Origin of the sequence: Streptomyces guryensis (assembly GCF_021261325.1) — a bacterium.
Lineage (GTDB): Bacteria > Actinomycetota > Actinomycetes > Streptomycetales > Streptomycetaceae > Streptomyces > Streptomyces guryensis.
In genome coordinates this window covers 541,347-568,304 of the sequence record NZ_JAJSBI010000002.1, presented here as the reverse complement: position 1 = coordinate 568,304, position 26,958 = coordinate 541,347, and the positions used below count along the sequence as shown (strand labels likewise).

Below are 26,958 nucleotides of genomic sequence, written 5' to 3'. Positions count from 1 at the left end.
GGGGCTGCGGCTCGCCCGCTGGGAGCACGGGCCAGAGGTGGGGACGGGGGTGCGGGCCGGATGCGCCGCTGCTGTCCGGGGAACGGCGCATCCGGGAGTCGTACGGGTTACTTGACGGCGATCGGGCTGACCGGGGAGCCGACGGCTCCGGTGATGGGGAGGGGAGCGGCGGTGAGCCAGAACTCGTACACGCCGTCGTCGGCGCAGTCGGCGGCGAGTGCGTCGAGGTCCCACATCTCGCCGATCAGCAGGCCCACGTTGGGGATGACGACCTGGTGCAGCGGCTGGAAGGCGTTGTCGAACTCGTTGGGGCGGACCTCGAAACCCCAGGTGTCGGTGGCGATCGCGGCGATCTCGCTGCCGTGCAGCCAGCCGGCGCTGGTGAACGACAGGCCGGGCGCGGGGCCGCCCGCGTAGTCGCCCCAGCCGGCCCGCCGGGCGCGGGCGAGATGTCCGGTGCGGACGAGGACGATGTCGCCGCGGCCGACGGTCACCCCGTGGGCTTCGGCGGTCTGCCCGAGGTGCTCCTCGGTGATGGCGAACCCGTCGGGCAGCTCGCCGTCCGTGCCGACGACCCGGCCGACGTCGAGCAGCACACCGCGGCCGGCGACATACGGCGCCATGTGCTCGATGCCGGTGACGAGGTCGCCGCCGGAGGTGACGACCTTCTCGGCGGCCCGTCCGTTCCACGCCTTGCCGTGGTCGAAGATGTGCCCGAGTCCGTCCCACTGGGTGGAGCACTGCAGCGGCATCGCGATCACGTCGTCCGCGCCGCCGATGCCGTGTGGGAAACCCTGGTTGCCCAGCGCCGCGTCGGTCCCCGTGTCGAGCATGGTGTGCACGGGGTTGGTCCGCCGCCGCCAGCCCTTCTGCGGGCCGTTCATGTCGAACCGCTGGGACAGCGAGAAGCTCACGCCCCGGCGCACCAGCGCAGCGCCCTCGCGTCGCTTGGCCTCGTCGAGGAAGTTCAGCGTGCCGAGCACGTCGTCCTCACCCCAGCGCCCCCAGTTGGAGTACGCCTTGGCGGCCTCGGCGATCGCGCCCTCCGGGTCGCGGCGGTCCAGGCTCATACCGTTCCCTCCGCGACACAGCGGGTGCGCTGCACGCCCAGGCCGGTGACGGAACCCTCCATGACGTCGCCGTCGCGCAGCAGGCGTCCCCAGTGGATGCCGTTGCCGGCGGGGCTGCCGGTCAGCACCAGGTCACCGGGCAGGAGTTGAGCCGTCTGCGAGGCGTACGACACCAACCGGGCGACTCCGAAGAGCATGTCCTTGGTGGACTCGTCCTGCATGGTCTGGCCGTTCAGCTTCAGCGTGACCCGCAGGTCACCGGTGTCCGCGATCGACTCGGCAGGTACGAGCCACGGGCCGAGCGGCGTGAAACCGGGAGCGTTCTTGCTGCGCAGCCAGTCGGTGCCGATGGCCTTCATGTCGCGGCGGAACACGGTGGCCCGGTCGGTGAGGTCGTTGGCGATGGTGTATCCGGCGACGTACTCCAGCGCCTCCTCGACCGTCACCCGGTGGGCGGGCCTGGCGATGACGGCCGCCAACTCCAGCTCCCAGTCCGGCTGTTCGGCCCATGAGGGCAGGACCACGTCGTCGTACGGGCCCGTGATCGCGCTCGGCAGACCGATGAAGACGTACGGCAGGTCCTCGGCGGCCCGGCGGTCCATGACCGCGGCGATCTCCTCGCGCGCCTCCTCGACCGTACGCGGGTCGTCGGGAGAGCGGTGGGCGACCTCCAGGTCGATCACGTGCTGCCGGTAGTTGGCGCCCGACTGGAAGATCTGCCGCGGCTCGATGGGGGCGTGCACCCGCAGGCCCTCCAGCGGACGCCAGCCGAGGGCATCGTCGTCGGCCAGGGCGTGCAGGAGGGGGAGGGTCTCCTCCCACCGCTCCACCACGGCGCGCACACCCGACGGCGCCCAGTCCAGGGCGCTGCGCAGATCGAGTACCCGGTCTTCGGCCAGGAGACCGGGAAACGGCTCCCCGTCCCGGGCGGAGAAGGTGCCGAGCGCGAACGAGCCGGCAGGTTGCGCGAGCATGACCATCAGATTTCCTCCTGCTGGGTTGCGGTCTACTCTGGCCCCGATCAACGAATCACGGAAATCAATCCTGTGGATGCTTCACATCCATGACGTGGATGACTCTCGCTGCTAGGTGGCTGCCCGGTGAACCTGTCCCGACTCGACCTCAATCTGGTCCTCGCCCTTCGCGCACTGCTGGAGGAGCGCAATGTCACCCGGGCCGGCGAGCGCATCGGCCTCAGCCAGCCCGCCATGAGCGCCGCGCTGTCCCGGCTGCGCCGCCATTTCGACGACGAATTGCTCGCCCGGACCGGCAACGCCTACGAGCTGACTCCGCTCGGCGCCGCCCTGCGCGAGCGCAGCGCCACCGCGTGCGACCTGCTGGAGCGTGTCTTCGCCAGCCAGGCCGACTTCGACCCGGCGGCGGAGTCACGTGAGTTCACCCTGCTCGCCTCCGACTACGGGGCGGCCGTGTTCGGTGCCGCACTCGCCCGCACCCTGCACGAGGAGGCGCCCGGCATCCGGCTCACCTTCCAGCACCCGGCACCCTCCGTCGTGGAGAACACCGCGGCGGTGCTGAGCACCGTCGACGGACTGCTGATGCCGCATGGCGTCATCGACGGATTCCCCGCCGTCGACCTCCACCAGGACCGCTGGCTGTGCCTGGTCGCCGATGATCACCCCGAGGTCGGTGACGAACTCACCCTGGACCAGCTGGGGCGCCTGCCCTGGGCCGTCTACCAGCGTCCCTACGACGCCCCGGCGGCCCGCCAGCTCAGCATGATAGGGATCAGTCCCCAGGTGGAGGTGTCCGTGCAGACCTTCCAGCTGCTGCCGCCCATGGTCGAGGGCACCCGTCGGGTCGCGATGATCCAGGAGCGCCTGGCGCGCAAGGCGGTCCGATCCGCGGCGGTGCGCGTCCTGCCGTGCCCCTTCGAGGCGGTACCGGTACAGGAGGCGATGTGGTGGCATCCGGTGCACGCGCAGGACGCGGGCCACATCTGGCTGCGACAGAAGGCCGCGGAGGTGGGCGCGACGCTGACGGGCAACGGCTAGAGCAAGGCAAGGACCCCTCGAAGGCCTGTCCGTCGACCAGAGCGCGGGGCTGCTGCCGTCGGGCCGCCTGCGACCGGGCCCGGCGGCAGCCCGTGATCGACGCGCTCTCGGCGGTCGTCCTGCGCACCCTCAGGCCAACTGCTCCGGCAACGGCAGGGGATCCACGGCGCCCACCCGGCGGCGGGCCGCCCACAGCCCCGCCGCGACGAGGGCGGCGGCCAGCCCCAGCACGCCCACCGCACCGGCGAGACTGCCGACCGCGGACTCCCCGGCGAGCAGCACCAGCGGGCAGACGAACTCACCGCCGAAGAAGGCCGCCGTCCACAGCCCCGTGCCGCGGCCGCGGTCCTCGAACGCCAGGCGGGACATGGCACTGGTGAGAAGCGCGGGCAGCAGCATGCCGGTTCCCACACAGTTGACGACCGCCCCGATGACCAGCAGCGGGGCGTTGCCCGCGAGGAACATCACCCCGAAGCCGACCGCGCAGACCGCGAGCACGACGGGCAGCATCGGGTCGGGAGAACGCTTCAGCCGGGCGAAGGTGACCGCTCCGCCCACGGTGGCGGCACTGGCGATCGCGGTGGCCAGTCCGATCACGCCGGTGTTCTCCACCCCGAGGTCGTCGAGCAGGTACGACATCTCCACCGGGACGGTGTAGAAGACCATCGCCCCGAAGAAGGTGAGGGCACAGATGCCGCCCAGCTGCCGCCAGGGGAACGAGCCGCGGGCCTCCGTCTCGGCCGGGGCCTCGTCGCGGTCCGCACGGGCCGCCGGGTCGGGCAGGGCGGTCGCCATCAGCGGGGCGAGCACCAGACTCACGGCGTAGACCCAGAAGGGCACGCGCCAGCCCGCCGATCCGGCGGCGCCGCCGAGCACGAAGAAGACGGTGGCCGACGCCGAGGCGCACATGGTCTGCAGGGCGAGGTACTTCACCCGCTGCCGACCGCTGTAGTAGTCGCCGATCAGGGTCGTGCAACAGGTCATGATCGCGGCTTCGGCGACTCCGACCAGGGCGCGGCTGGCGATGATGGCGCCGAGCGAGTCCAGCCAGAGCGGGGCGGTGCCGAACGCGGCGTACAGCAGGGTCGCCGCGACCAGGAGGCGCCTGCGGCCCAGCCGGTCCACGATCACGCCGGCGAACGGTGCCAGCAGCGCCAGCGCCAGCGCCGGAACGGTCAGCGCGAGGGGAACCAGCGCCCTGGCCCCCGGGACCGACGCGAAGTGGTCCTGCATCTTCGGCAGCACGGGGGCGATCAGCACCGCTCCCAGGATCGGCAGACAACTGCCCGCCATCAGAAGGGTCACCCGCAGCAGATGGGCCGGGCCCGACACGGCGACGGCTGACGGGGCGGTGGCATCGACCGCGGGAGGCGGCGGGGGCACGGAACCGGGCATGGCGACTCCAGGGGACGGTGTAAGGGAGCGGGCATGCCTCGCGGGCACCGAGGGCGCACGGCATGCTGGGAAGCTCGCACGCCGGCGGCATCCGGACAGCGGCGTGCGGTAGCGACGACTATGGGGGCGCCAAGGCGCCGGTGCCATCCCCAGCGCAATCCGAATCCCGTATCCGGGTTATCCACGCGGTGGATGGGGTGGGCCGCCGTCACACAGACGGAAGACGTGCACGGCCGTTCCTGCGCGCGGGCGGCGATGCCCCGGAGCTCGGTCGTCCCGGCCCCCGGGACACCGCCCGATGCCGGCAGCCGGCACGGCCGCGCACGCCAGGCAGCGTCAGCGGGCAGGCAGCGGCAGGACACGCCGATAGGCGGCGACGGCGAGGACCGCGACCACCACATGCATCACCATCAGTGCGGCGACGGCCAGCGGCCCACTGCCGGGCGTGCCGCCGCCGAGCAGGGACAGGTCGGGCGCGAACGACACGATCACGAGCACGGGCACCAGCCACCGCAGCAGCCCCGCCGGGTTCTTGGTGACACGACGGACGACCGCCCAGCCGATGGCGCCGAGGACGACGCCGAACACGGTCAGCGGCGCGTACGCGGAGGGGTGCAGCGCGGCGAAGTCGTCCGACGCCCCCGCCGCGTGGGCGAGGACCGCGACCACCACGTTTACGAGGACGGCGACGACAGCCGCCACGAGAAGCCCCGCGCCCACGGTCAGGGCACGGGAGCGCGGCGCGGGCGGGGTGGACGATACGGCTTCGGGGACGGAACCGGACATGGGGACCTCCTGCGGAGAGCTCAAGAACGACAGGGTGCGGCGCCAGAAAGACGGGTGTTTGATTCCTCAAACACCAGGGACGCTACTCCGAAGTGTTTGAACAGGCAAACATCTCGGTTAGAGTGGGCGCCATGACATCCCCCCGGTGGCTCACTCCCGAGGAGCTGCGAGCCTGGATCAACTTCCTCGACTGCTCGACGCTGCTGAACGACTACCTCGATCAGCAGTTGCGGCGCGACGCGGCCATGACGCACGCGGACTACAGCCTCCTGGCCCGTCTGTCCGTGGCACCCGACCGCGCCCTGGGGATGTCCTTGCTCGCCGAGCAGTTGAAGTTCACCCGCAGCCGCCTCACACGCGCGGTGATCCGCCTGGAGGAGTCGGGCTACGTGCGGCGCCGGGAGGATCCGGCCGACGGACGCGGACAGCTGGCCGAGCTCACCGAGGCCGGCATGGAGTTGATGGCCAAGGCCGCCCCCGGCCATGTGACCGCCGTCCGCCGCGTGGTGTTCGACGCCCTCAGCCCCGAACAGGTGGAGCAGCTCGCCACCATCACTGCCACCGTGCTCGCCTCCCTCAAGCAGGCCGACGAGGAGGACGCCTACCCGGCGGCCCTGCCGTGGCATCGCCGCTGACTCCGAGAACCTCGCAAGTCCGACCACCATCCCGGTGGCCCCAAGGCCACCCGGCCAACCCTGCTCGGGAGGACGCCATGCGCGTCGCGATCACCGGGTCCACCGGACTCATCGGATCCGCCCTCACCCACTCGCTCCTCACCGACGGCCACCAGGTCGTTCGCCTCGTCCGCGACCGGTCGGCGCGCCCCGCGGGGGACAGCAGCGAGGCGGCGGGGTGGGATCCGGTCGCAGGCCGTGTCCAGCCCGGTGCGCTGGACACGGTGGACGCCGTCGTGCACCTGGCCGGCGCCGGGGTCGGAGACAAGCGCTGGAGCGACGCGTACAAGGCGGAGATCCGCCGCAGCCGCGCACTGGGAACCCGGACCATCGCGCGGGCCTGCGCCGAAGCGTCCACCCCACCCCGCGTCCTTGTCTCCGCGTCCGCGACCGGTTACTACGGCGACACCGGCGGCCGGACCATCGAGGAGAGCGCGCCGCCCGGGGACGACTTCCTGGCCGCCGTCTGCGTCGATTGGGAGGCCGCCGCGGACACCGCCCGGGAGGCAGGCATCCGGGTGGTGCACCCCCGCACCGGCCTCGTGGTCTCCGCCAAGGGCGGCGCCTTCGGCAGGCTCTTCCCGCTCTTCCGCCTCGGCCTGGGCGGCCGACTCGGCTCCGGCGACCAGTACTGGCCGTTCATCTCGCTGACCGACCACATCGCGGCACTGCGCTTCGCGATCGACGACGAGACGCTCACGGGCCCCGTCAACTTCACAGCCCCCGAACCACTGACGAACCGCGAGATCACGCGAGCGATGGGCCGCGCCCTTCATCGCCCGACGATCGCCTCCGTCCCCGCCTTCGCCCTCAGAGCGGCGCTCGGCGAGTTCGCCACGGGCATCACAGGCAGTTGCCGCGCCGTCCCTGCGGCCCTGCACAAGGCGGGTTTCACCTTCAGACACCCCACGATCGACATGGCACTCCACTCCGTTCTCCACACCAGCTGACAGGTAGTGAGTCACAGCCGGCCCGCAGTCCGAAATGTTCCTGTGCGAACCGTCGCGATCCCCGTGTATAAGGATCGAAACCCTTGACGAGGAGCAACTCATGGCTGTGCTGGGCAAGTTGCTGAAGAACAAGCGGGCCGGGGACGAGCACCTCGCCTGGAACGCGCCGAACCTGGCCGGCGAGAACACGCTGGAGCTGCGCAGTCCCGACTTCACGCACGAGACGGCGATCCCGACCCCGCACGCCGGGAAGCGTCTCGGCGGACAGAATCTCTCACCGGCCCTGACCTGGGGCACGGCACCCGCCGGAACGGTCGGGTTGCTGCTGGTCATCGAGGATCCCGACGCTCCGACGGCCCTGCCGTACAACCATGGCATCGCCCTGCTCGACCCGTCGCTGACCGGTCTCCCCCAGGGCGGCCTGGACGCCGAGGGCCCCGCGGAGGGTGTGCGGCTGCTGAGTTCGGGATCGCGCCGGGGCTACCTCGGGCCCGCGCCGATCAAGGGCCACGGACCGCACCGTTACGTCTTCCAGCTGTTCGCCCTGGGCAAGCCGCCGACCGTCGGAAAGGGTGTCTGCCTACCGGACACCGCCAAGCCGCGGGCCGTGCTGGCCGCCGCGGGCGACGTGCTCGCGCGCGGCCGCCTCGACGGCTTCTACGAGCGCGTCTGACCTGCGGCCAGCGGGTTCGGCAGCGGCAGGTAGCGGGCGTCCGCGCCGTCCGCGCCGGTCCAGCGCAGCAGCAGGTTCGTCTTGCCGGGGAGGGTCGGCGCGGTGAGCAGGGCGGCGGTCTCGGGGAGGTCGTGGCGGGCGAGTTCGCGGCGTACGGCGGGCCAGGGGTCGAGGCCGGGGTGGCGTTCGGCCAGGGTGGCGGCGACCTCGGTGAGGTGGTTGACGACCAGGCAGTACACCAGCCGTTCCCATCCGTCCGCGCGCGACACCCCGGGCAGCAGCTTCACGCCCTCGGCGTCCCGGAACAGCGCCTGTACCGGGGTGCCGTCCGGGTCGACGGCGACCAGTGTGTTCTGCAGGTGCGCTTCGAGTACGACGCCGTGGTCGGCGAAGGCGGCCAGCGCAGGGGGGACGACGGCCCTCAGGTACGCCTCCCACCAGGCCGCCGGGTCGGAGGTCCCGTCGAGCGGGCTGCCCTCGAAGCCCTCCACCAGGCCCGCGGCGAGCAGCGGGGTCGCGCCGGGCACGAGATGGGCGCGCAGTCCGTCGCGGACCAGGACGGCGAGCTCCTCGAAGGCGAAGGCGGCGGTGCGGTAGCCGCGGTCGGCGAGCCAGGCCGCCGGGCCGTCCGTCGCGGCGAGCGCGGCGGCCGCCGCCTCGTCGGTGCGGCGGAGTTTCAGCAGGTCGTGGCGCCACAGCCGCCGGATGTCGTTGGTGATGCGGACGTCGAGGCTGAACTTCAGGAAGAGGTCGTGCCCGGGGGCGTAGAGGGTGCGGACTGCGGCCGTGGGCCAGGTCTCGAAGGCGGTCGTGCCCAGCCGGATCAGGCGGCCGTCGGCGAAGGCGGGCGCGAGGTCCAGGAGGTCGAGCTGCCACGGGTGGGCGGGCAGCAGCCGGTAGCCGGGCGGGGCCTCGCCCAGGGCGTCCAACGCGCAGGTGTCGCCCTCCTCGACGACCAGGTCCTCGCGCACGCCGAGCAGCACCAGCGGGAAACGGGCGTGGGCCTCCGGGGCGTACGGCAGCCAGCAGGCGACCGGTCCGCCGCCGCGTGCCTTGGGGGCCGGGTGGTAGGGGTGGCCGGTGATCAGGGACTGCTCGGAGCGCTGGTACGGGTCCTCGGGTGGCGCCGCCCGCGCGCGGGCGGCGAGCAGCGCGGCCACCGCGTCGCGGCTGTCGATCATCTCGGCGGGGAGTTCGTGGTTGGACAGGCCCGTGTGGCGGCGCAGTTCCTCGGCGACGAGTTTGACGAGTTCGGTGTGGCCGATGTGGTGCCAGTGGCCCCCCGCGAACACCTCGGGCTCGGCGGGCCGCCGTTCGCCGCGGACGCGCAGCAGCCGGTCCACGCCGGGCAGCCGGTAGGTGCGGTGCCCGTCGACCCGCTCGACCGGCTCCGCCACCTCGCGCAGCAGACAGTTGAGGAGCGGTGCGGCCGCGTATGCGTCGGCACGGCCGGCGGGGTCTTCACCGGCGTGCGGGGTGATGAGATCCACGCGATCCACTCGTTCCCTGAGTTCCGTTCGGGCGGAGACGATCAGTATGTATGCCGTCACCACGGTTCGTGACGCCCTACTCGTACCCGAGGAGCCCGCCCGTGCAGCGTCCCCATCCCGCGGAGGCCGAGGTCGCCGACGAGCTGGCCGCCGTACGCCCCGCGCTTGAGTCACGGTACGCGGACGAGCTGCCGGGCGCCCGGGCGGCCGTGCTGACCCGGCTGTGGCGGGCGCTCGCCCATGAGCCGCTGCCGTGGATCGCCGGCCGGGACCCGGGACGGGACGGCCTCACCCTGCGCCTTCGCGACGGGCGGCGGCTGCACGGGCCGGTCGCGGATCCGTACGCCACCGGCGCGTACGTCACCGCCGTACGACTCGGCAGCGTGGCATACGACCATCCGGCGTGGCTGATGACGGACCTCGCGGTGCCGCACTGCGTCGACTTCGCGGCCGAACTCGGGCACAGCGTGGCCTCGTTGGCGCTGTCGCGGGCCGGTCAGGAGAGTGACACGGACGAGTGGCCCGCGCGGGACTGGGAGTGGGAGCAGCGGGTGGTGGACGGGCATCCGTACCACCCGGGCTGCCGTTCCAGGCCGGGTTTCTCGGTGGCCGAGCAGCTCGCCTACGGGCCCGAGCACCGGCCGCGGGTGGAGCTGGGGATGCTGCCGGTCCGCACCGACGAGTGCCTGGTGACGGGGGCGTGGCCGGACGACATGCGGGACGGGGAACGGCTGTTGCTGCCGGTGCACCCGTGGCAGGCGGCGCATGTGCTCAAGCGGACCTGCGAGGAGAAGCTCACCGCGCACCCGCTGATGTCCCTGCGCACGCTCGCGGTGCCCGCCGGACCGCACGTCAAGACCGCGCTGAGCGCCCGGCTGACGTCCTCGGTGCGGGACATCTCGGCCTACTCGATCGCGCTGTCGGCGACGTTGTCGGCCTTCGCGGAGTCCCTGGCGGCGCGCGCCGACGGTCTCCTGCACGTCACGCGCACATTGGGCGCGGCCACGGCCGACTCCCCGGACCTCGCCGCCGTGGTGCGGGAGTCGCCGCAGACGTACGCCTCCACGGCCCGCGGCGAGCGGGTCGTGCCGGTGGCGGCGCTCGCGACCACCGCGCTGCCCGAATCCCCTGCCTGGCTCGCCGACTTCACCCGCCTCACCCTCACCGTGGGCCTGCGCCTGCTGGAGCTGGGTGTGGCTCTTGAGGCGCACGGCCAGAACCTCCTCGTCGTCCTCTCGCCGACGGGTGCCCCGCTGCGGCTGGTCTACCGCGACCTCGCCGACATCCGCGTCGGCCCGGCGCGACTGGCCCGGCACGGCATCCCGGTCCCGGAGCTGTCCGGACGGATCGTCACGGACGACGTGACGACGCTGCGGCGCAAGCTGTTCGGGTCGCTGGTGGCGGGCGCCCTCGCCGGTACGGCGGGTTCGGCGCCGGCGCTCGGGGCGGCGCTGGAGACGGCCGTACGGGAGCTGCCCCGCACCCCCGACCTGCTCGCCCTGCTCGAAGAACCGCTGCCCGCGAAGGCGCTGACACTGATGCGGATGTCGCCCGGAACGCCCGGCGACCAGTGGGCCGAGCTGCCCAATCCCCTGCGCCACGAGGCCCGCTGACGCTCGTTTTGGAGCGCGGCGCCTCTGATCAATAAGATCCGCCGATGATCAGAAGACAACGGCTGGCGGCAGGGGTGTGCGCCCTGCTCGCCGCCCTGGCGTCCGGGATCGCGTTCCCGGCCGCGGCGACCGCCGGCGAACCCACGGGCGAGGCCACCGCGAAGGTCGATCTCGTCCTCGACGTCAGTGGTTCCATGCGGACCCGGGACATCGACGGCGGGACCCGGATGGCCGCGGCGAAGCAGGCGTTCAACGAGGTCCTCGACGCGACCCCCGCAGAGGTGCAGCTCGGCATCCGCACGCTCGGCGCCAACTATCCGGGCAACGACCGGCAGACGGGCTGCAAGGACACCGCGCAGCTCTACCCGGTCAGCGCGCTGGACCGCACCGGGGCGAAGACGGCGGTGGCGACCCTCTCGCCCACCGGCTGGACCCCGATCGGCCCGGCCCTCCTCAAGGCGGCCGGCGACCTGCGGGGCGGCGAGGGCTCCAAGCGGATCGTGCTGATCACCGACGGCGAGGACACCTGCGCCCCGCTCGACCCGTGCGAGGTGGCCCGCGAGATCGCCGCCAGGGGCATCGGGATGACGATCGACACCCTCGGCCTGGTCCCCGACACCAAGCTGAACAAGCAGCTCAGCTGTATCGCCGAGGCGACCGGCGGCACCTACACCTCGGTCGAGCACACCGGTGAACTCACCGACAAGGTCAACCAGTTGGTGGACCGGGCCGCCGACCCCGTGGTGACTCCGGTCGCCACCGAGGGCACCGCGCAGTGCACGGACGCGCCGGCCCTGAAGTCCGGTCTCTACACAGACCGGGAGGAGTCCGGGCAGCAGCGCTTCTACCGCGTGGACGTGAAGCCCGGCCAGGAGCTGCGGTCCTCGGTGAGCGTGGCGGCCGACCGGGCCGTGAACCCGGACTACGGCGTGCTGCTCCGGGCGGTGACCACGCAGGGCCGGGAGATCGTACGCGGCGAGGCGACGGGCAACGGCCGTACGGACGTGATCTCGACTGGCCTGCGCTATCCGAAGGCGGAGAGCGACTCGGACGACGCTCCCCCAGAGGGGGTACCCCCAGCCGAGACGGTGTGCCTTCAGGTCACCAACTCCTTCTCGGCGGCCTCCGGGGTGAAGACCACGCCCGGTCTCCCGCTGGAGCTGACCGTGGACGTCGTCAGCAGCCCGTCCCACTCGGGCGACGTGGCCTCCTTCGGCCTCGGCCGCGGCTGGTGGCTGCTCGGCGTACTGGTACTGGTCGGCTTCCTCGCCGGTCTGATCTGGGGCTGGCTGTCGCGCTGGCGGGTCGCGGTCTGGAGGACCAACTGATGCGGATCACAACTGTGTTGAGCGCGGTCCTGCTGGCACTGGGGCCGGCGGCCGCTCCCGCGGCGGCCGACTCCTCGCCGTCGCCCAGCGCCTCCGACGGCAGCTCGGCACCGACCTCGGCGGGTACGTCGTTCCGGACGGCGACCGAGATCGAGCAGGGGCAGCAGGCCACGGCGAGCGGCTCCACGGGCGACTACCTGTACTGGTCGTTCCCCGCGGACGCCGGACAGCGCCCCACCGTGAAAGCGACGGTGAAACTGCCCGACACGCATGCCGGCCAGACCTGGCAGATCGACGTGTACGACGGACTGCGGCGCCGCCAGGCCTGCCAGTACGGGGCGCAGACGCGCACCGCGGCCCAGGGCACGGCCGCGGTCGACCTGGCCTGCACCCTGCGGACCGTGCGCGCCTGGTCGGAACCGTGGGCCGACGACCCGCTGCCGGGGACGTACTACATACGGCTGACCGTGCTGAACCTGACGACGGCCGACCTCGGCCAGCCGGTCCACGCCTCGGTCCGGGCCGACTCGAAGGACATCGGCGGCTCGGCGGCGGTGGACGGCTCGCTGGCGAAGCCGCTGGTGCCGGGGATCGCCGTGGCCTCCAAGTCCGAGGAGGGAGACGGGGGTTCGTCGAAGGCCGCCGTGCTGTCGAGCATCGAGCCCACGGACGGCTGGGCGTCCGGCTGGTGGTCGGACCGGTGGGTGTGGACGGCGATCGGCGGTGTGCTGGCCGCGCTCGCGGGCGTCGGCGGATATGCGCTGACACGCGGTTCGGGACGACCCTCGCGGGTGCCGCCGGGCGCCTGACGCTCCCCCAGAAGGCTCGCGCCCGGCGGGCCTTCTGTCGTTTCGCCCTTCGCGGGAGTGCCCTCCGTCACCGGTTGAGACGGGGGTCGGCCTTCGCCGGTCCCGCCGGGCGCCTGACACCCCGATGGAAGGTCCGCCACAGGCGGGCCTTCCATCGGATCACGCCTCGCGCAGCGCCTTCGCCAGGGTGCCCTCGCCGGTCACGGTGACCCGCCCCTGTCGCACCGCGTCGGCCAGGCTCAGCTCACCGCACGCGAGGGCCGCACCCGTCCCGGCGTCCAGGACCAGCCGCGCGTCGGGCTCACCCGGTGCGGGCCCGTCGCCGTACAGCGGCCCGTCCTCGGCGCCGACGCACAGATGGAAGTCCCCTTCCTCCAGCCGGACTTCGACGATCCCCTCCCCCTCCAGCGAGCGCAGCAGGGGCAGCGCGAACCAGTGGGCACGCAGGGCGTCCGTGGGCCGCCGCTCGCCCAGCTCGCCCTGGCCCCACACGCTCAGCGCCTGCAGAACGGGCAGCAACTCCCGTCCGCGCGGGGTGAGTTCGTAGACGTAGGACGCGCCGGGCGGCGGCAGCCGACGGCGGGTGCCGAGTCCGTCCCGCTCCATGTCCTTCAGCCGTGAGGCGAGTACGTCCGTGCTCACCCCGGGCAGGTCCGCGTGCAGGTCCGTGTAGCGGCGGGGGCCGGCCAGCAGCTCGCGGACGATCAGCAGGGTCCAGCGGTCGCCGACGAGATCGAGGGCGCGGGCGGCGGAACAGTACTGGTCGTAGCTTCGGCGTCGTGACATGCGACGCAGTCTAGACAAGTTGTTGGACTTTCCAAGCTCGAACTTGGTAAAACCAAGCAACACACGAAAGCGGAGGGGCGAGCGAGCATGGAGTTCCGGCAGTCGAACAAGCTCAGCGAGGTCTGTTACGAGATCCGCGGCCCGGTGATCGAGCACGCGAACGCACTGGAGGAGGCGGGCCACAGCGTGCTGCGCCTGAACACCGGCAACCCCGCGGTGTTCGGCTTCGAGGCGCCGGAGGAGATCCTCCAGGACATGATCCGGATGCTCCCGCAGGCGCACGGCTACACGGACTCCCGCGGCGTCCTCTCCGCCCGCCGGGCGGTCGCCCAGCGCTACCAGGAACGGGGCCTGGAGGTCGGCGTCGACGACGTGTTCCTGGGCAACGGCGTCTCCGAGCTGGTCTCGATGGCCGTACAGGCGCTGGTGGAGGACGGCGACGAGATTCTGATCCCCGCCCCGGACTTCCCCCTGTGGACGGCGGTGACGACCCTCGCCGGCGGCAAGGCCGTCCACTACCTGTGCGACGAACAGGCCGACTGGTACCCGGACCTGGACGACATGGCCTCGAAGATCACCGACCGCACCAAGGCCGTCGTCATCATCAACCCGAACAACCCCACCGGCGCGGTCTACCCCAAGGAGATCATCGAGGGCATCCTCGACCTCGCCCGCCGCCACGGCCTGATGGTCTTCGCCGACGAGATCTACGACCAGATCCTCTACGACGACGCCGTGCACCACTCGGCCGCCACGCTCGCCCCCGACCTGGTGGTCCTCACCTTCTGCGGCCTGTCGAAGACGTACCGGGTGGCCGGCTTCCGCTCGGGCTGGCTGGTGGTGACCGGCCCGAAGCAGCATGCGAAGAACTACCTGGAGGGCCTGACGATGCTGGCCTCCATGCGGCTGTGCGCCAACGCGCCCGCCCAGTACGCCATCCAGGCCGCGCTCGGCGGCCGTCAGTCGATCCGCGAACTCACCACACCCGGCGGGCGGTTGTACGAACAGCGCAACGTCGCCTGGGAGAAGCTGAACGAGATCCCGGGTGTGTCCTGCGTGAAACCGAAGGGCGCGCTGTACGCGTTCCCGCGCATCGACCCCAGGGTGCACAGGATCCACGACGACGAGAAGTTCGTCCTGGACCTGCTGCTGCGGGAGAAGATCCAGGTGGTGCAGGGCACCGGCTTCAACTGGCCGACACCGGACCACTTCCGGATCCTGACGCTTCCCTACGCGGACGATCTGGAGGCGGCGATCGGGCGGATCGGGCGGTTCCTGAGCGGATACCGCCAGTAGCGGGAATGCCGTGGCGTCGCCCCCTGTTGGTGGTCTCCGTATCGATCACCGAACAGGGGGCTTTGCATGTCGCACGACGTACAGGGAACGGTGTCCGAGGGATTCGAGGGCGTGCGCGAGGAGTTCGCCGCCTTCCTCGCCGGGGAGCGGCACGAGCCCGGCGCGCAGCTGGTGGCTTACCACCACGGGCGGCGGGTGGTGGACCTGTGGGCCGGTGAGGGGACCGACGGGGACTCGCTGACCAGCCTGTTCTCCATCACCAAGGGCGCGGCGCATCTCGTCGTCGCGCTGCTGGTGCAGGACGGCGTGCTGGATCTGGACCGTGAAGTGGCCGCGTACTGGCCCGAGTTCGGGGTAGAGGGCAAGGAGCGACTCACGCTGCGCGAGCTGCTGGAGCACCGGACCGGGCTGGTCGGCATCGCCGACGGCGGTTTCAGCGCACGGGAGTTGGCCGACGACCGGCTCATGGCGGCGCGCCTGGCCGGGCAGAAGCCGCTGTGGGACCCGCAGAGCGGGTACGGCTACCACGGGCTCGTCATCGGCGCGCTCACCGGCGAGGTGGTGCGCAGGGCCACCGGGAAGTCGATCCAGGAGCTGTACGAGGAGCGCGTCCGCGCGCCGTACGGTCTCGACTTCCACCTCGGCCTGCCCGAGGCGCTGGAGCCGCGGTGGCGGGAGGTGCAGCCGCTCCTGCCCACCCCCGAGGAGGCCGCCGCGCTTGCGGCACGCGCGGCCGCCCCCGGCAGCATCCGGTTCATCGCCTTCAACCTGAACGCCCCCGAGCCCACCGACCTGCTCGCCTTCGCGAACGACCGCCGGACGCGGGCCCTCGGTCCGACATCCTCGGGCGGGGTGGGCAACGCGCGCGGGGTGGCCGGCATGTACGCCGCCGCGATCAGCACGGTGGACGGCAGGGCGCCCCTGCTCACCCGCGAGACGGCGGCCCTGTTCGGCGGGCTGCGGACGCCCGGCCCCGACCTGGTGACCGGCGGCGACGACCACTTCGCGGTGGGCTTCGAGTACCTGGCCGGCCGCTACCCGCTCCTCGGCGAGGACTCCTTCGGGCACAGCGGCGCGACGGGCTCGCTGGCCTTCGCCGACCCGGCGAGCCAGGTGGCCTACGCCTACACCCGGCGCCGCTTCGCCTTCCCCTCGGGCGTCGGGGCGTCGCCCGAGAACGGCCGTCTGGCCGATGCCGTACTGCGGGCGGCCTCGGCCTCGTGACACGGTGGGGGTAAGGCCTGCACGGCCATGTCCGGCGGGTCCGAACGGGAAGGGTGCGCGGCATGGGCGACGTGTTTCTCGTGCGGCACGGTGAGACCGGGTGGTCGCGGTCCGGGCGGCACACCGGCTGGACGGACGTGCCGCTGACCGAGCGCGGCCGGGAGGAGGCCCGGCAGCTGGTGCCGCTGATCCGCTCGCACCGGGTCGGGGCCGCGTTCGTCAGCCCGTTGCAGCGGGCACGGGAGACAGCGGACTTGATCGGGCTGCGGGACGTGCGGGTCGACCCGGACCTGCGGGAGTGGGACTACGGCGGCTACGAGGGGATCACGACCGTCGAGATCCAGCGCACCAGGCCGGACTGGTTCCTGTTCCGGGACGGGGTGCGGCCCGGGCCGCCGGATCACCCCGGGGAGACCCCCGAGCAGGTCGGCGAGCGCGCGGACCGCACGCTCGCCAAGGTGGACGCGGCACTCGCCGACACCGAGGGCTGCGTGGTCCTGGTGGCGCACGGCCACTTCCTACGGGTGCTCACGGCCCGGCGGCTGGGGCTGCCGCCGTCGGGCGGGGCCCTGTTCCAGCTGGCCACGGGGACGGTGTGCCGGCTCGGGACGGAGCACGGGCGGCCGGTGATCGCGGAGTGGAACGTGCGGGCCGGGGCGTGAGCGCCGGCCACGGGGCGTACCTGCGTTGTCAGACCCTCGTCGTAGCCTCGGAGGAGGTGGGAAGAGGGGCCCGGGGTCGGAAGGGAGCATGCCGTGACACGATCGCCGACCGCCGCTCAGCGAGGTGTGATCGATGCCGCCGATCCGGTGACCGGGCGGCTGAGGGGTACGGAGGCGCAGCTGGCGGCGCTGGTGAAGTGGGGGTTCGCCTTCCGGCATCCGCGGCCTCCGCACGATCGCTTTCTGACGCCTGCCGGGCATCGGATACGGGAGGCGGAGGAGGCGGGGACGCCTGCGTCCGGGCCTGATCCCGGTCTTGGGGCCGAGGCCGGGAACACTGCCTCCGCCGGCGTGTTCGCCGCGCGCGTCGGGGGTGAGGAGGCGGGGACGGATGCCGGGTCCGCGCGCACGCGCGAGGTCCGGAGCGCCTGGCAGGGGTTGCTGGAGCTGCGGCGGATGACCAACCCGGACGGGGCCGTGGACCGGCCGTGCGGCTGGGAACGTACGCATCTGGTGCAGGCCGCCGCGCTCGCCCTGGAGGCGGCCGGTCACCGCCCCGCCGGTGCGGACCTGGTCGGGTACCGGGTGCGCGCCACCCCGCAGCCGGAGGCCGTCGCCGTGCACGAGCCGGATCCGGGGGCGCTGCGGGCCTGCGCGGCCACGCTGGAGGCGGCGGGATGGCAGGTCGGCGAGCACAACGACGCACGTTCCAGAGCGCGTTATGTGCTGGCGTCGCCCCGCCGCGCATAGACAGGCATGTCAAGATCGGTCGGTCACGTCGTCCATCAGTGCGAGCTGTACTGCGAGCTGTACGAGGAGAGAAAGCAGTGACCGAACCGTTTTCCGTCCCGGTGACCGTGCGCGGGTACGAGACCGATGTGCTGGGGCATCTCAACCAGGCCGTGTATCTCAACTACGCGGAGCACGCCCGCTGGTCCTTACTGCACGCGGCAGGGCTGACCCAGGCGACCCTCGTGGCCAAGGGTGTGGGGCCGGCGGCCCTGGAGACCACCCTGCGCTTCCGGCGTGAACTGGTCGCCGGGGACGAGGTCGAGGTGACCTGCGCCTTCGAGTGGGGCGGCGGCAAGACGTTCCACATCGAGCAGACGATACGGAAGGCCGACGGCACGGTGGCGGCGGAGGTCACCGCGGTCGTCGGCCTGATGGACCTGAAGCAGCGACGGCTGGTGCCCGATCCCCGGGAGTTCTTCAAGGAACTGTCCACGGACCCGACGCTGTTCGGGCTGTAGCGACCCGCGCGGTCAGCCGGTCAGCCGCTGCGGCGTCTCGTGCAACTCCAGCCGGTACGGGACTGACGGCCGCCGCCGGTCTCAGACGGCCGGTGCGAAGGCGTGCCGGTGGTCCTCGGCCCACTGCCGGTACGTTCGCGCCGGCCGGCCCAGCACCTTGGGCAGGTCCTCGGTCACGACGTCGTTGCCGCCCTCGTGGATGAACCGGGCGGCGGCCATGAGGCTGTCCGCGTACGTCTCGCCGAGGCCGGCCGCGAGGAACTGCTCGCGACGTTCCTCCGGGGAGAAATCGTGGAGCGGCACCGGACGGCCGATGACCTCGCCGAGCACGGCGGCCTGCTCGTGGGCGCCGAGGGTCTCGGGACCGGTCAGGGTGTACGTGCGCCCTGCGTGCCCGGGGTCGAGCAGTGCGGCCGCGGCGATCTCGGCGACGTCCCGCGGGTCCACGACACCCTGCTTGCCGTCGCCCAGCATGTTCGGCGCGGGAGTGCCCTCGCGGACGGCCGCGGCCCAGGCCAGGGTGTTGGAGGCGAAGGACGAGGGGCGCAGGACCGTCCACTGCAGGCCGCTGTCCCGTACGGCCTCCTCGCCGGGCAGATGCCAGGTCGCGAACGCGCCCAGCCGGGTCTCACCGGTGCCGATGGCGGAGAGCTTCACGATCCGCCGTACTCCCGCGGCCCGCGCCGCCTCCACCAGACCGCGGTCGTGCCCGGCGTCGTCCGGCCCGAGGACGCCCACCAGGAAGGCGGCCTCCGCGCCCGCCATCGCGGCCTCGACCGAGGCCCGGTCGCGGTGGTGGCCCGGCACGGTCTGCACCGAGGACGGCACCCGGGACTTCGCCGGGTCCCGGCTCAGGGCGCGGACCTTCGCGCCGCGCGCCGCGAGTTGCCGTACGACGTCACTGCCGATGGTGCCCGTGGCACCCGTCACAAGGATCATGTCCACCACTGTGGGCCGGGGAGGGCCGGGAACTCTTGGAGATTCCGGCACGGTTGCGCAGCCCCGGCGGCCGTGGGTCGCGCTTACGGTGGAGGGGTGCCCGACACCGTGTCCCGAGAGGTCCTGCCCACGCCCGAGGTGCTGCGCCCGTGGATCGCGGGCATCGGTTCCGTGTCGGTCGGCGACGAGCCGACGGAGCCCTTCGTCCACCTCCCGGAGGCCGCCACCAGGGTGGTCGTGCGCACCGGGGAGCACGGCACCCGCACCACCCTGGTCGTCGGCCCGCGCGCCCGCGCCTCCTACGACCGGGGCAAGCGTCGCGTGTCCTGCGTGGAGCTGCGGCTCGCGCCGGGCACCGTCCGTCCCCTGCTCGGCGTCCCGGCAGTGGACCTCGTCGGCCGTGCCGTGCGGTTGGACGAGCTTCCCGGTCCGTCGGCCCGCCGACTCTCGGACGCCTTACGGCGGTTGGAGCCCGAGGAGGCCCTGGCCCATCTCGCGGAGGTGCTCCCCGAGTGGCTCACAGCCGCCGCGGACCGTTCCCGCACCGAGCTGGTGCGCGCGGGCGTCGAGGCGATGTCGGTCCGCACCGGCCGCACTCCCGCCCAGGTGGTCGACGTGGCGCGCGAACTCGCCGTCAGCGAGCGGCAGTTGCGCAACCTGTTCGCCGAGGGCGTCGGCCTCTCCCCCAAGCACTACGCCCGTGTCAACCGCGTGCGCACGGTACTGGACTTCGCCGCCGCCTGCCCGTGGGCCGAACTGGCCGCCGCCATCGGTTACTACGACCAGTCCCATATGACCACCGACTTCCGCACCCTGATGGGCGTACCGCCCCGCTCGTACTTCACCGGCCGCCTGCCGGACGCGACGCCCTGCCAGGCGATCCGCCGGGGCTGAACGGCGTGGAAACGGGGTGTGGACGACCCCGCCCACCTGGGATGCTCCACAATCATGGCCGCACGACGTACAAAACCCAGCCGCTACATCTCCGTCGACATCGAGGCCGACGGCCCCATCCCCGGCCCGTACTCGATGCTGAGCTTCGGCGCCGCGGTCGCCGGGACGCAGGACGGCGGCGGATTCACCGCCGCCGACCCCGAACGGGAGACCTTCTACCGCGAACTGCGCCCGATCAGCGAGGAGTTCGTCCCGGAGGCGCTCGCGGTGAGCGGGCTCGACCGGGAGCGCCTGAAGACCGAGGGCGCCGAACCTGCCGTCGCGCTGGGCGAGTTCAGCGACTGGGTGCGCGGGTGTGCGCGGGCGCGCAGCCCGTCATGTGCGGCTACCCGGCCTCGTACGACTGGACGTTCCTGTACTGGTACCTGATCCGCTTCACCGGGGCGAGCCCCTTCGGCCACTCGGGCTGTCTGGACATGAAGACGCTGTACGCGACGAAGGCGGGGCTGCCGCTGCGGGCAGTGGCCAAGGGCACCATGCCGGGCCACCTGCTGTCCCGGCGGCGGCACACCCTCCCCCGAACTCTCGACTTCGCTCGAGCCCGGGGGGGACCCCCATCGCGCTGGACGACGCGATCGAGCAGGCCGAGCTGCTCGCCAATCTCATGAACTGGGCGGGTCCTGACGCGTCGGCACCGGTACCTGGTTGAAGCCGTAGTACAGGGCGAGCAGGCCGTGGGCCGCGAGTGTCAGCGGGGCCGAGACGAAGGCGAGGCCCACCGTGACCGGGTATCCCAGGGAGCCCAGGGCGAAGCGGGCACGGGTCGCTCTGGCCGCCGGGACGTCGACACGGGAGTCGAAGAGGTGACCGGTGCGGGTCAGATGCCACCACAGGACCTGGAAGGTGAGTGCCATCAGGACCATGACCAGGCTGTAGACGGCCGCCGCCACATGCGAGGCCGCGTCCTCGCGCAGATACTCCGCGAGCATCGCGGTCGGCCAGGGCACCGCGGCCACCACCATCAGCACCAGCAGGTTCAGGAACATCAGCGTGCGGTCGACGCGGGCGACGTAGCTGAACAGCTGGTGGTGGTTGATCCACATGATGCCGATCACCAGGAAGCTCACGACGTAGGCGGCGTACGAGGGCCACTGGGCGCCCAGCGCGTGCCACAGGCCGCCGTGTTCACCGACCTTGGGGACCTTGATCTCCAGGATGAGCAGGGTGATGGCGATGGCGAACACGCCGTCGCTGAAGGCCTCGACGCGGCCGGACTCGTTCATGGGGGACAGATTGCCCCATCGCCGGTGCGGGGCACGGCCATTACCGTGCCCCGCACCGGCGGATCAGTGGGCGGCGGCGATCTGCTCGCCTGCCTCCATGGGGTGGGTTACGTCCTGGTCGTCACGGTTCCTGCCGAGGTGGTTGAAGACCAGGTTCAGCAGCACCGCCGCCACGCAGCCCGTCGAGATGCCCGAGTCCAGGACGATCTTCGCGGTCTGCGGGAAGGCGTGGTAGAAGTCCGGCGCGGTGATCGGGATCATGCCGACTGCCAGCGACACGGCGACGATCAGGACGTTGTTGTCCTTGTCCAGGCCGGCCTTGACGAGGGTCTGGATGCCACTGGCCGCGACCGAGCCGAACAGGACCACGCCCGCGCCGCCGAGCACCGGGCGCGGTACGACGGCGATGAGTGAGGCTGCCATCGGGCACAGACCCATCAGGACCAGGAAGCCGCCGCCGGTGGCGACGACGTAGCGGCTGCGGATCCTCGTCATCGCGACCAGTCCGATGTTCTGAGCGAAGGCGCTGCACATGAAGCCGTTGAACAGGGGGCTCAGCGCCGAGCCGAGGGTGTCGGCGCGCAGGCCGGCGGCGATGGTCCTCTCGTCCGCCGGGCGTTCGACGATCTCGCCGAGCGCCAGCATGTCCGCGGTGGACTCGGTCATCGAGACCACCATCACCACGCACAGGGAGAGGATCGCGGCGAGCTGGAACCGGGGCGCCCCGAAGTGGAACGGGGTGGGGAAGCCGATGACGGCCGCGTCCGTGACGGGCCCGAAGTCCGTCGCGCCGAGGGGGATCGCGAGCAGCGTGCCGGCGACCAGGCCGAGCAGCACGGCGATCTGTTTGACGAAGCCGCGAGTGAAGCGGCGCAGCACCAGCACGATCAGCAGCGTTGCGGCGGCCAGGCCGAGGTTGGTCGTGGAGCCGTAGTCGTGGGCGGTGGGATTGGGGCCCTGTGCCCAGCCGAAGGCGACCGGCAGCAGGGACACGCCTATGAGCGTGATGACCGTGCCGGTGACGACCGGTGGGAAGAAGCGGACCGCCTTGCTGAAGAACGGGGCGGCGACGAAGCCGAGCAGTCCGGCGACGATGACCGCGCCGAAGATGATCGGCAGGGCGTCGGACTTGTCCTTGGTGGAGGCGACGACCGCGGTCATGGGGGCGACACCGGCGAAGGTGACGCCGTTGACGAAGGGCAGCCGGGCGCCGATCTTCCAGATGCCGAGGGTCTGCAGGAAGGTGGCGAGGCCCGCGGTGAAGAGGCAGGCGCCGGTGAGGAAGGTGAGTTCGCTGCCGGTCAGGCCGATGGCCGCGCCGACGATCAGGGGCGGGGCGACGACCCCCGCGTACATGGCGGCCACGTGCTGCAGGCCGGTGGTGGCCATTTTTAGTGCGGGGAGTTTTTCGTCGACGGGGTGGGCGGTCACGGCGGTTCCTCCGGGTCAGCTAACACGTCGGCTCTGACGTGGGTTTCTTGGAGGTGGTGCGCGGTCATGGGGGTACCTCCCGCTCGAGCGAATTCGAGAGTGGGGGAGGGACCGGGGATGCCTGTAAGGAAGTGACGGTGACCGTTCCGGGGCGCGCATGTCCATGCGCGCCCCGGAGACGGCCGCCGTGGAACCACTGGGGTCCACGGCTACCGGTCGAGGGCCGTCCCCCTCGACCGGAGATCTTCGACCGCTCAGGCCTGCGCGGTGATCTGCGCCAGGCGCTGGGCCTCGGCCCGCGTGGAGCGGGCGATGGCGTCCTCGTCGACGTGCAGCAGGCGGCCCGCCTCGACGATCTGCCGGCCGTTGACGAAGGAGGCGGTGACCGGGGCGGCCGCGCCGAAGACCAGCGCGGTGACCGGGTCGGCGATGGAGGCGTGCGCGAGGGTGTCCAGCCTCCACAGCACGAGGTCGGCCAGCTTGCCGGGCTCCAGGGAGCCGATCTCGGCGCTGCGGCCGAGGACCTGGGCGCCGCCGTAGGTGCCGAGGCGCAGCGCCTGGCGGGCGTTCAGCGCGGCCTCGCGGTGGGCGCCGAGACGGTTGATGAGCAGGGCGTTGCGCAGCTCGGTGTGCAGCTCGCCGGACTCGTTGGAGGCGGTGCCGTCGACGCCGAGGCCGACCGGGACGCCGGCCGCCAGCATGTCGGGGACCCGCGCGATGCCGGCCGCGAGGCGGGCGTTGGAGGACGGGCAGTGGGCGACACCGGTCTTGGTACGGCCGAAGGCGGCGATGTCGGAGTCGTTCATGTGGACGCAGTGCGCCATCCACACGTCCTCGCCGAGCCAGCCGGTGGACTCGAAGTAGTCGGTCGGGCCCATGCCGAACAGTTCCTTGCAGAACTGCTCCTCCTCGACGGTCTCCGAGCCGTGGGTGTGCAGACGCACGCCGAGACGGCGGGCCAACCGAGCGCCCTCCCGCAGGAGTTCGGTGGAGACGGAGAAGGGCGAGCAGGGCGCGACGGCCACCTGGGTCATCGCGTCGAAGGAGGCGTCGTGGTGCTCCTTGACGGTCGCCTCGGTGGCGGCGAGGGCGCCTTCGAGGGTCTCGACGGCGAAGTCCGGGGGCAGACCGCCGTCCTTCTCGCTGCGGTCCATGGAGCCGCGGGCAAGGGTGAAGCGGACGCCCATCTCGCGGGCGGCGCGGATGATGGCGCCGGACAGGTCGCCGGAGTCCTTCGGGAAGACGTAGTGGTGGTCCATGGCGGTGGTGACGCCACCGCGGGCCATCATGCCCAGGGAGCCCTGGGCCGCCGAGTAGCACATCTGCTCGTCGATGCGCGCCCACGTCGGGTACAGCGCGACGAGCCAGTTGAAGAGGTTGTGGTCGGTGGCCAGGCCTCGGGTGATCCACTGGTAGAAGTGGTGGTGGGTGTTGACCAGACCGGGGGTCACCAGGTGGCCGGAGGCGTCGATACGGCGTACGACGTTCTCCAGGCCCTCGGGGGCCTTGCCCGCGCCGAGCGCCTCGATGCGGTTGCCGGCGATGACGACGTACCCGTTCGCATACTCGGTGTCGTTGACGTCGACGGTTGCGATCGAACAGTTCTCGATGACGATGCGCTGGGCTGCTGCCATGATTCGTCCTTTTCGCTCACTGGACTTTTGCGGAGAGGGCACGGCAGGACCCTGGGAGTTTTGAGTGCCGTGACCGGGGATGCGGGGAGGCGGGTTCCCCGGTCACGGGTGCCGAATATCGAGCTGCCCGGAAGGTGCTCAGAGGTTGGTGAGGTCCACCGGGATCTTCGGCTCGCAGCCGTCCCGCAGGATCGTCGCCTCGATCAGGCCGTAGGGGCGGTCGGCGGCGAAGTACACCTCGTTGTCGTTCTTCAGCCCGAAGGGCTCCAGGTCGACGAGGAAGTGGTGCTTGTTGGGCAGCGAGAAGCGGACCTCGTCGATCTCGCTGCGGTTGTTGATGATCCGCGAACCCATCTGGTACAGGGTCTGCTGCAGGGAGAGCGAGTACGTCTCGGCGAAGGCCTGGAGCATGTGCTTCCTGGTCTGCTCGTAGGACTTCTCCCAGTTGGGCATCCGCTGCTCGTCGTCGGTCCAGTTGAACCGCCAGCGGGCCGAGACCGACGTGGCCAGGATGCGGTCGTACGCCTCCTGCAGCGTCGTGTACTTGTCCTTGACGTAGCCCCAGAACTCGGAGTTGGTCGAGTTCATCACCGTCAGGTCCTTGAGACCGGAGACGACCTCCCACGACGAGCCGTCGTAGGTGATCTGGGTCAGCCGGGTCTCCTGGCCCTTGCGGACGAAGGAGTGCTTGACCTCGTCCGCACCGATGAACTGGGAGTTGGCGTCGGACGCCGCGATCCGCTCCCAGGAGTACTCCTCGATACGGATCCGGGCCGTCTGGATCGGCTCCTGGCTGGTCACGAAGTGCCTGGCCAGGTGGATGCCGAACTGCTCGGCCGACTCGATGCCGTGCTCCTTGGCGAACGCGAACACCGTGTTCTTGGTGGTGTCGGTCGGCAGCACGTTGGCGTTGGAGCCGGAGTAGTGGACCTCGTCCATGTCGCCGCTCAGTGCGACGGACACGTTCAGGTCCTTGATGTGGTGGGTGGCGCCGTCCCGCGTGATCTTTACGACTCGGTTCTCGGCCTTGCCGTACTGGTTCTGTCCCAGGATCGTGGGCATTGTCTGCTAGCTCCCTCGGTAAACGGAGTAGCCGAACGGGTTGAGCAGCAGCGGTACGTGGTAGTGCTCGCCGGGCTTGACGGCGAAGGTGATCGCTACCTCTGGGAAAAACGCACCGCTGTCCCGATTCGCGGGGGCGTCCTGCTGCGCATCGGCTTGCTTCTTCTCGAAGTACGGCTCCACTGCGAAGTCGAGCCGTACGTGGGTCGTCCCTTCCGGCAGCGCCGGCAGGTCCTTGCACCGTCCGTCCGCATCGGTCGCGGAGCCGCCGAGCGCCTGCCACGAGGCGTCCCGCCGACCACGGGCGGAGAGCTCGATGGCGACGCCCTCGGCGGGGCGGCCGATACTGGTGTCCAGGATGTGCGTGGACACGGAGGCGGTGGTGCTGGTGCTCATGGTGTCAGGCTTCCTCTTCGACGAGCCGGGCCAGGCGGATGCGGTTGATCTTGCCCAGCTCGGTGCGGACGATCTCCCGCTCCTGCTCCGGCGAGTTGCCGATCCGCTCCTTGACCGCGTCCCGCATCTGCTCACCGGTCCGGCCGGTGGCGCAGATGAGGAAGACATGGCCGAAGCGGTCCTGGTAGGCCAGGTTCAGTTCGAGCATCTCCGACTTGAGGTCCTCGGAGGCGCCGGCCATGCCGCGCTGTTCCCGGGCCGAGGTGGGATCCCCCGGCTTGGGGCGGCCGATCGGCGGGTGCCCGGCCATCGCCTCGGCCAGGTCCTCGGCGCCCAGGTCGGCCATGGCGGCGTCACTGGCGGCGAAGAGGTCCTCGGCGGTGGCGTACGGGCGGGCGGCGAGCAGCCGTCGCGCCCAGGTGGTGGAGGCACACGCCTCGTGGAGGGCGGCGAAGGCCGCGTGCTCCTCCAGTACGTTGAACCGGGCCAGGCCCGGGGGCGTGGAAGTCGACGTCACGGGTGCCTCCGTGGCCGTGGGAACGGCCTTCGTGCTGAACGGGCTGCCGTTAGCTAACGCCCCCGCACAACGTCGCGTCAACACTTTGTTGAAAATTCGGGGTAACAAACCCGGCGGGCCGGTGACCCACTGGAGGCCCCTCAGCCCTCCTTCTCACGGTTCAGATAGTTGTAGACCGTGAACCGGCTGACGCCGAGCGCGCCCGCGACGGTCTCCACGCCGTGCCGCACGGAGAAGGCGCCACGCGCCTCGAGTATCCGTACGACCTCCTGCTTGGCCTTGCGGTCCAGGTCGGCCAGGGGCTTGCCCTGCTTGCGCTCCATAGCGGCCAGGATGTGGTCGAGGGAGTCGGCGAGCTGGGGCAGGCGTACGGCGACCACGTCGGCGCCCTCCCAGGCGAGCACGACGTCGTCGGGGCCGGCCTCGTCGGGCGGCAGCAGCTCGCCGCCCATGGCGTCGACCAGCGGTTTCACGGCCGTGATGAACGGCTCGTCCCCGGTGCCGGTCACTCCGCGTCCCCCTCGCCCGCGCCGACCACGTTGACCTGCAGCGAGACCCGGGTGGCACCGGCCTGAAGCGTCTGACGGAGCAGCGCGTCCACGGCGGTCAGTACGGCGTCGGCGGCACCCTCCGCCGTGTTGCCGAACGGGCCGACGTCCACCGCGTCCAGCTCGGCGGCCTCGATCACCCGGCGGGCGACCACCGCGTGCGCGGGTGCCTCGTCGAGATCGAAGGGCTCGGTAGTGAACTCCACTCGCAATCGCATTGTGTCCCCACAACACCC

The 26,958-nt window shown here is 71.5% G+C and carries 29 protein-coding genes; 14 read left to right on the top strand and 15 right to left on the bottom strand.

Going from position 1 to position 26,958, the window contains the following annotated elements:
- Positions 1-107: 107 nt before the first annotated feature.
- Entirely contained in the window at positions 108-1,070 is a 963-nt protein-coding gene (locus LJ657_RS06425) for a cyclase family protein (RefSeq protein WP_232647269.1), read from the bottom strand.
- Positions 1,067-2,050 (bottom strand): fumarylacetoacetate hydrolase family protein, encoded by a 984-nt coding sequence (locus tag LJ657_RS06420; protein ID WP_232647267.1) that lies wholly within the window; start codon positions 2,048-2,050, stop codon positions 1,067-1,069. The genes LJ657_RS06425 and LJ657_RS06420 overlap by 4 nt, the downstream gene beginning before the upstream one ends.
- Positions 2,051-2,170: 120 nt before the next feature.
- Here LJ657_RS06420 and LJ657_RS06415 point away from each other — a divergent pair, with 120 nt between their 5' ends.
- Positions 2,171-3,082, top strand: a complete 912-nt coding sequence (locus LJ657_RS06415) for a LysR family transcriptional regulator (protein ID WP_232647265.1) — start codon at positions 2,171-2,173, stop codon at positions 3,080-3,082.
- A 129-nt stretch (positions 3,083-3,211) separates the two neighbouring features.
- On the opposite strand, the gene LJ657_RS06410 is transcribed toward LJ657_RS06415, so the two are convergent.
- Both LJ657_RS06410 and LJ657_RS06405 read right to left on the bottom strand, forming a co-directional pair.
- On the bottom strand, positions 3,212-4,477 hold the full coding sequence (locus tag LJ657_RS06410) for an MFS transporter (protein WP_232647264.1): 1,266 nt from the start codon (positions 4,475-4,477) through the stop codon (positions 3,212-3,214).
- Between the two features lie 336 nt (positions 4,478-4,813).
- On the bottom strand, positions 4,814-5,263 hold the full coding sequence (locus tag LJ657_RS06405) for a DUF6069 family protein (protein ID WP_232647263.1): 450 nt from the start codon (positions 5,261-5,263) through the stop codon (positions 4,814-4,816).
- A 131-nt stretch (positions 5,264-5,394) separates the two neighbouring features.
- Between LJ657_RS06405 and LJ657_RS06400 the strand changes: the two genes are divergently transcribed.
- From LJ657_RS06400 to LJ657_RS06390, 3 genes are all read left to right on the top strand, one after another.
- Complete coding sequence (locus LJ657_RS06400) at positions 5,395-5,898, top strand: MarR family winged helix-turn-helix transcriptional regulator (protein ID WP_232647262.1); 504 nt, start codon at positions 5,395-5,397, stop codon at positions 5,896-5,898.
- Positions 5,899-5,975: 77 nt separating this feature from the next.
- Positions 5,976-6,887, top strand: coding sequence for a TIGR01777 family oxidoreductase (locus tag LJ657_RS06395; protein WP_232647258.1), 912 nt, complete (start codon positions 5,976-5,978; stop codon positions 6,885-6,887).
- Between the two features lie 100 nt (positions 6,888-6,987).
- Positions 6,988-7,560 (top strand): YbhB/YbcL family Raf kinase inhibitor-like protein, encoded by a 573-nt coding sequence (locus tag LJ657_RS06390; protein WP_232647256.1) that lies wholly within the window; start codon positions 6,988-6,990, stop codon positions 7,558-7,560.
- Here LJ657_RS06390 and LJ657_RS06385 read toward each other — a convergent pair.
- A complete protein-coding gene (locus LJ657_RS06385; RefSeq protein WP_232647254.1) occupies positions 7,545-9,059 on the bottom strand; it encodes an IucA/IucC family protein in 1,515 nt (504 codons plus the stop codon). The two genes, LJ657_RS06390 and LJ657_RS06385, sit on opposite strands and share 16 nt — an antisense overlap.
- A 92-nt stretch (positions 9,060-9,151) precedes the next feature.
- Here LJ657_RS06385 and LJ657_RS06380 point away from each other — a divergent pair, with 92 nt between their 5' ends.
- The 3 genes from LJ657_RS06380 to LJ657_RS06370 are packed head-to-tail and all read left to right on the top strand — an operon-like array spanning position 9,152 to position 12,800.
- Complete coding sequence (locus tag LJ657_RS06380; protein ID WP_232647253.1) at positions 9,152-10,663, top strand: IucA/IucC family protein; 1,512 nt, start codon at positions 9,152-9,154, stop codon at positions 10,661-10,663.
- A 44-nt stretch (positions 10,664-10,707) separates the two neighbouring features.
- Positions 10,708-11,991 (top strand): VWA domain-containing protein, encoded by a 1,284-nt coding sequence (locus LJ657_RS06375; protein ID WP_232647251.1) that lies wholly within the window; start codon positions 10,708-10,710, stop codon positions 11,989-11,991.
- Positions 11,991-12,800 carry a hypothetical protein gene (locus tag LJ657_RS06370; protein WP_232647249.1) on the top strand — a complete coding sequence of 270 codons (810 nt, stop codon included), beginning with the start codon at positions 11,991-11,993 and terminating at the stop codon, positions 12,798-12,800. The genes LJ657_RS06375 and LJ657_RS06370 overlap by 1 nt, the downstream gene beginning before the upstream one ends.
- Positions 12,801-12,959: 159 nt before the next feature.
- Here LJ657_RS06370 and LJ657_RS06365 read toward each other — a convergent pair whose 3' ends face one another.
- Positions 12,960-13,586 carry a winged helix-turn-helix transcriptional regulator gene (locus tag LJ657_RS06365; protein ID WP_232647248.1) on the bottom strand — a complete coding sequence of 209 codons (627 nt, stop codon included), beginning with the start codon at positions 13,584-13,586 and terminating at the stop codon, positions 12,960-12,962.
- A gap of 87 nt (positions 13,587-13,673) precedes the next feature.
- On the opposite strand from LJ657_RS06365, the gene LJ657_RS06360 reads away from it, so the two are divergent.
- The 5 genes from LJ657_RS06360 (at position 13,674) to LJ657_RS06340 (ending at position 18,018) form a co-directional block, all read left to right on the top strand.
- Positions 13,674-14,882 carry a pyridoxal phosphate-dependent aminotransferase gene (locus LJ657_RS06360; RefSeq protein ID WP_232647246.1) on the top strand — a complete coding sequence of 403 codons (1,209 nt, stop codon included), beginning with the start codon at positions 13,674-13,676 and terminating at the stop codon, positions 14,880-14,882.
- A gap of 66 nt (positions 14,883-14,948) precedes the next feature.
- Positions 14,949-16,106, top strand: coding sequence for a serine hydrolase domain-containing protein (locus LJ657_RS06355; RefSeq protein ID WP_232647245.1), 1,158 nt, complete (start codon positions 14,949-14,951; stop codon positions 16,104-16,106).
- A 62-nt stretch (positions 16,107-16,168) separates the two neighbouring features.
- Complete coding sequence (locus tag LJ657_RS06350; protein WP_232647244.1) at positions 16,169-16,768, top strand: histidine phosphatase family protein; 600 nt, start codon at positions 16,169-16,171, stop codon at positions 16,766-16,768.
- 93 nt (positions 16,769-16,861) lie between these two features.
- A complete protein-coding gene (locus LJ657_RS06345) occupies positions 16,862-17,518 on the top strand; it encodes a hypothetical protein (RefSeq protein WP_232647243.1) in 657 nt (218 codons plus the stop codon).
- 77 nt (positions 17,519-17,595) lie between these two features.
- Positions 17,596-18,018 carry an acyl-CoA thioesterase gene (locus tag LJ657_RS06340; RefSeq protein WP_232647242.1) on the top strand — a complete coding sequence of 141 codons (423 nt, stop codon included), beginning with the start codon at positions 17,596-17,598 and terminating at the stop codon, positions 18,016-18,018.
- An 81-nt stretch (positions 18,019-18,099) separates the two neighbouring features.
- Here LJ657_RS06340 and LJ657_RS06335 read toward each other — a convergent pair whose 3' ends face one another.
- Entirely contained in the window at positions 18,100-18,957 is an 858-nt protein-coding gene (locus tag LJ657_RS06335) for an NAD(P)H-binding protein (protein ID WP_232647241.1), read from the bottom strand.
- Between the two features lie 96 nt (positions 18,958-19,053).
- Here LJ657_RS06335 and LJ657_RS06330 point away from each other — a divergent pair, with 96 nt between their 5' ends.
- Together LJ657_RS06330 and LJ657_RS06325 are read left to right on the top strand one after the other, a co-directional pair.
- Entirely contained in the window at positions 19,054-19,851 is a 798-nt protein-coding gene (locus LJ657_RS06330) for a helix-turn-helix domain-containing protein (RefSeq protein ID WP_232647235.1), read from the top strand.
- 54 nt (positions 19,852-19,905) lie between these two features.
- The gene (locus tag LJ657_RS06325; RefSeq protein ID WP_232647233.1) at positions 19,906-20,280 is read left to right on the top strand and encodes a hypothetical protein; all 375 of its coding nucleotides are present in this window, start codon (positions 19,906-19,908) and stop codon (positions 20,278-20,280) included.
- 233 nt (positions 20,281-20,513) lie between these two features.
- On the opposite strand, the gene LJ657_RS06320 is transcribed toward LJ657_RS06325, so the two are convergent.
- The 8 genes from LJ657_RS06320 to LJ657_RS06285 form a co-directional block, all read right to left on the bottom strand.
- Positions 20,514-21,134 carry a TMEM175 family protein gene (locus LJ657_RS06320; RefSeq protein WP_232647232.1) on the bottom strand — a complete coding sequence of 207 codons (621 nt, stop codon included), beginning with the start codon at positions 21,132-21,134 and terminating at the stop codon, positions 20,514-20,516.
- Between the two features lie 63 nt (positions 21,135-21,197).
- Entirely contained in the window at positions 21,198-22,565 is a 1,368-nt protein-coding gene (locus tag LJ657_RS06315; protein ID WP_232647230.1) for a nucleobase:cation symporter-2 family protein, read from the bottom strand.
- Positions 22,566-22,819: 254 nt separating this feature from the next.
- Positions 22,820-24,199 carry an 8-oxoguanine deaminase gene (locus tag LJ657_RS06310; RefSeq protein WP_232647229.1) on the bottom strand — a complete coding sequence of 460 codons (1,380 nt, stop codon included), beginning with the start codon at positions 24,197-24,199 and terminating at the stop codon, positions 22,820-22,822.
- A gap of 138 nt (positions 24,200-24,337) precedes the next feature.
- Positions 24,338-25,261 carry a factor-independent urate hydroxylase gene (pucL, locus tag LJ657_RS06305; RefSeq protein ID WP_232647227.1) on the bottom strand — a complete coding sequence of 308 codons (924 nt, stop codon included), beginning with the start codon at positions 25,259-25,261 and terminating at the stop codon, positions 24,338-24,340.
- 6 nt (positions 25,262-25,267) lie between these two features.
- Complete coding sequence (gene uraH / locus LJ657_RS06300) at positions 25,268-25,657, bottom strand: hydroxyisourate hydrolase (protein ID WP_232647225.1); 390 nt, start codon at positions 25,655-25,657, stop codon at positions 25,268-25,270.
- A gap of 4 nt (positions 25,658-25,661) precedes the next feature.
- Positions 25,662-26,174: a 2-oxo-4-hydroxy-4-carboxy-5-ureidoimidazoline decarboxylase gene (gene uraD / locus LJ657_RS06295; RefSeq protein ID WP_232647224.1), complete on the bottom strand. Its 513-nt coding sequence runs from the start codon at positions 26,172-26,174 to the stop codon at positions 25,662-25,664.
- Positions 26,175-26,314: 140 nt separating this feature from the next.
- Positions 26,315-26,683: a helix-turn-helix domain-containing protein gene (locus LJ657_RS06290; RefSeq protein ID WP_030940519.1), complete on the bottom strand. Its 369-nt coding sequence runs from the start codon at positions 26,681-26,683 to the stop codon at positions 26,315-26,317.
- Positions 26,680-26,940 (bottom strand): thiamine-binding protein, encoded by a 261-nt coding sequence (locus LJ657_RS06285; RefSeq protein WP_232647219.1) that lies wholly within the window; start codon positions 26,938-26,940, stop codon positions 26,680-26,682. The genes LJ657_RS06290 and LJ657_RS06285 overlap by 4 nt, the downstream gene beginning before the upstream one ends.
- Positions 26,941-26,958: the final 18 nt, after the last annotated feature.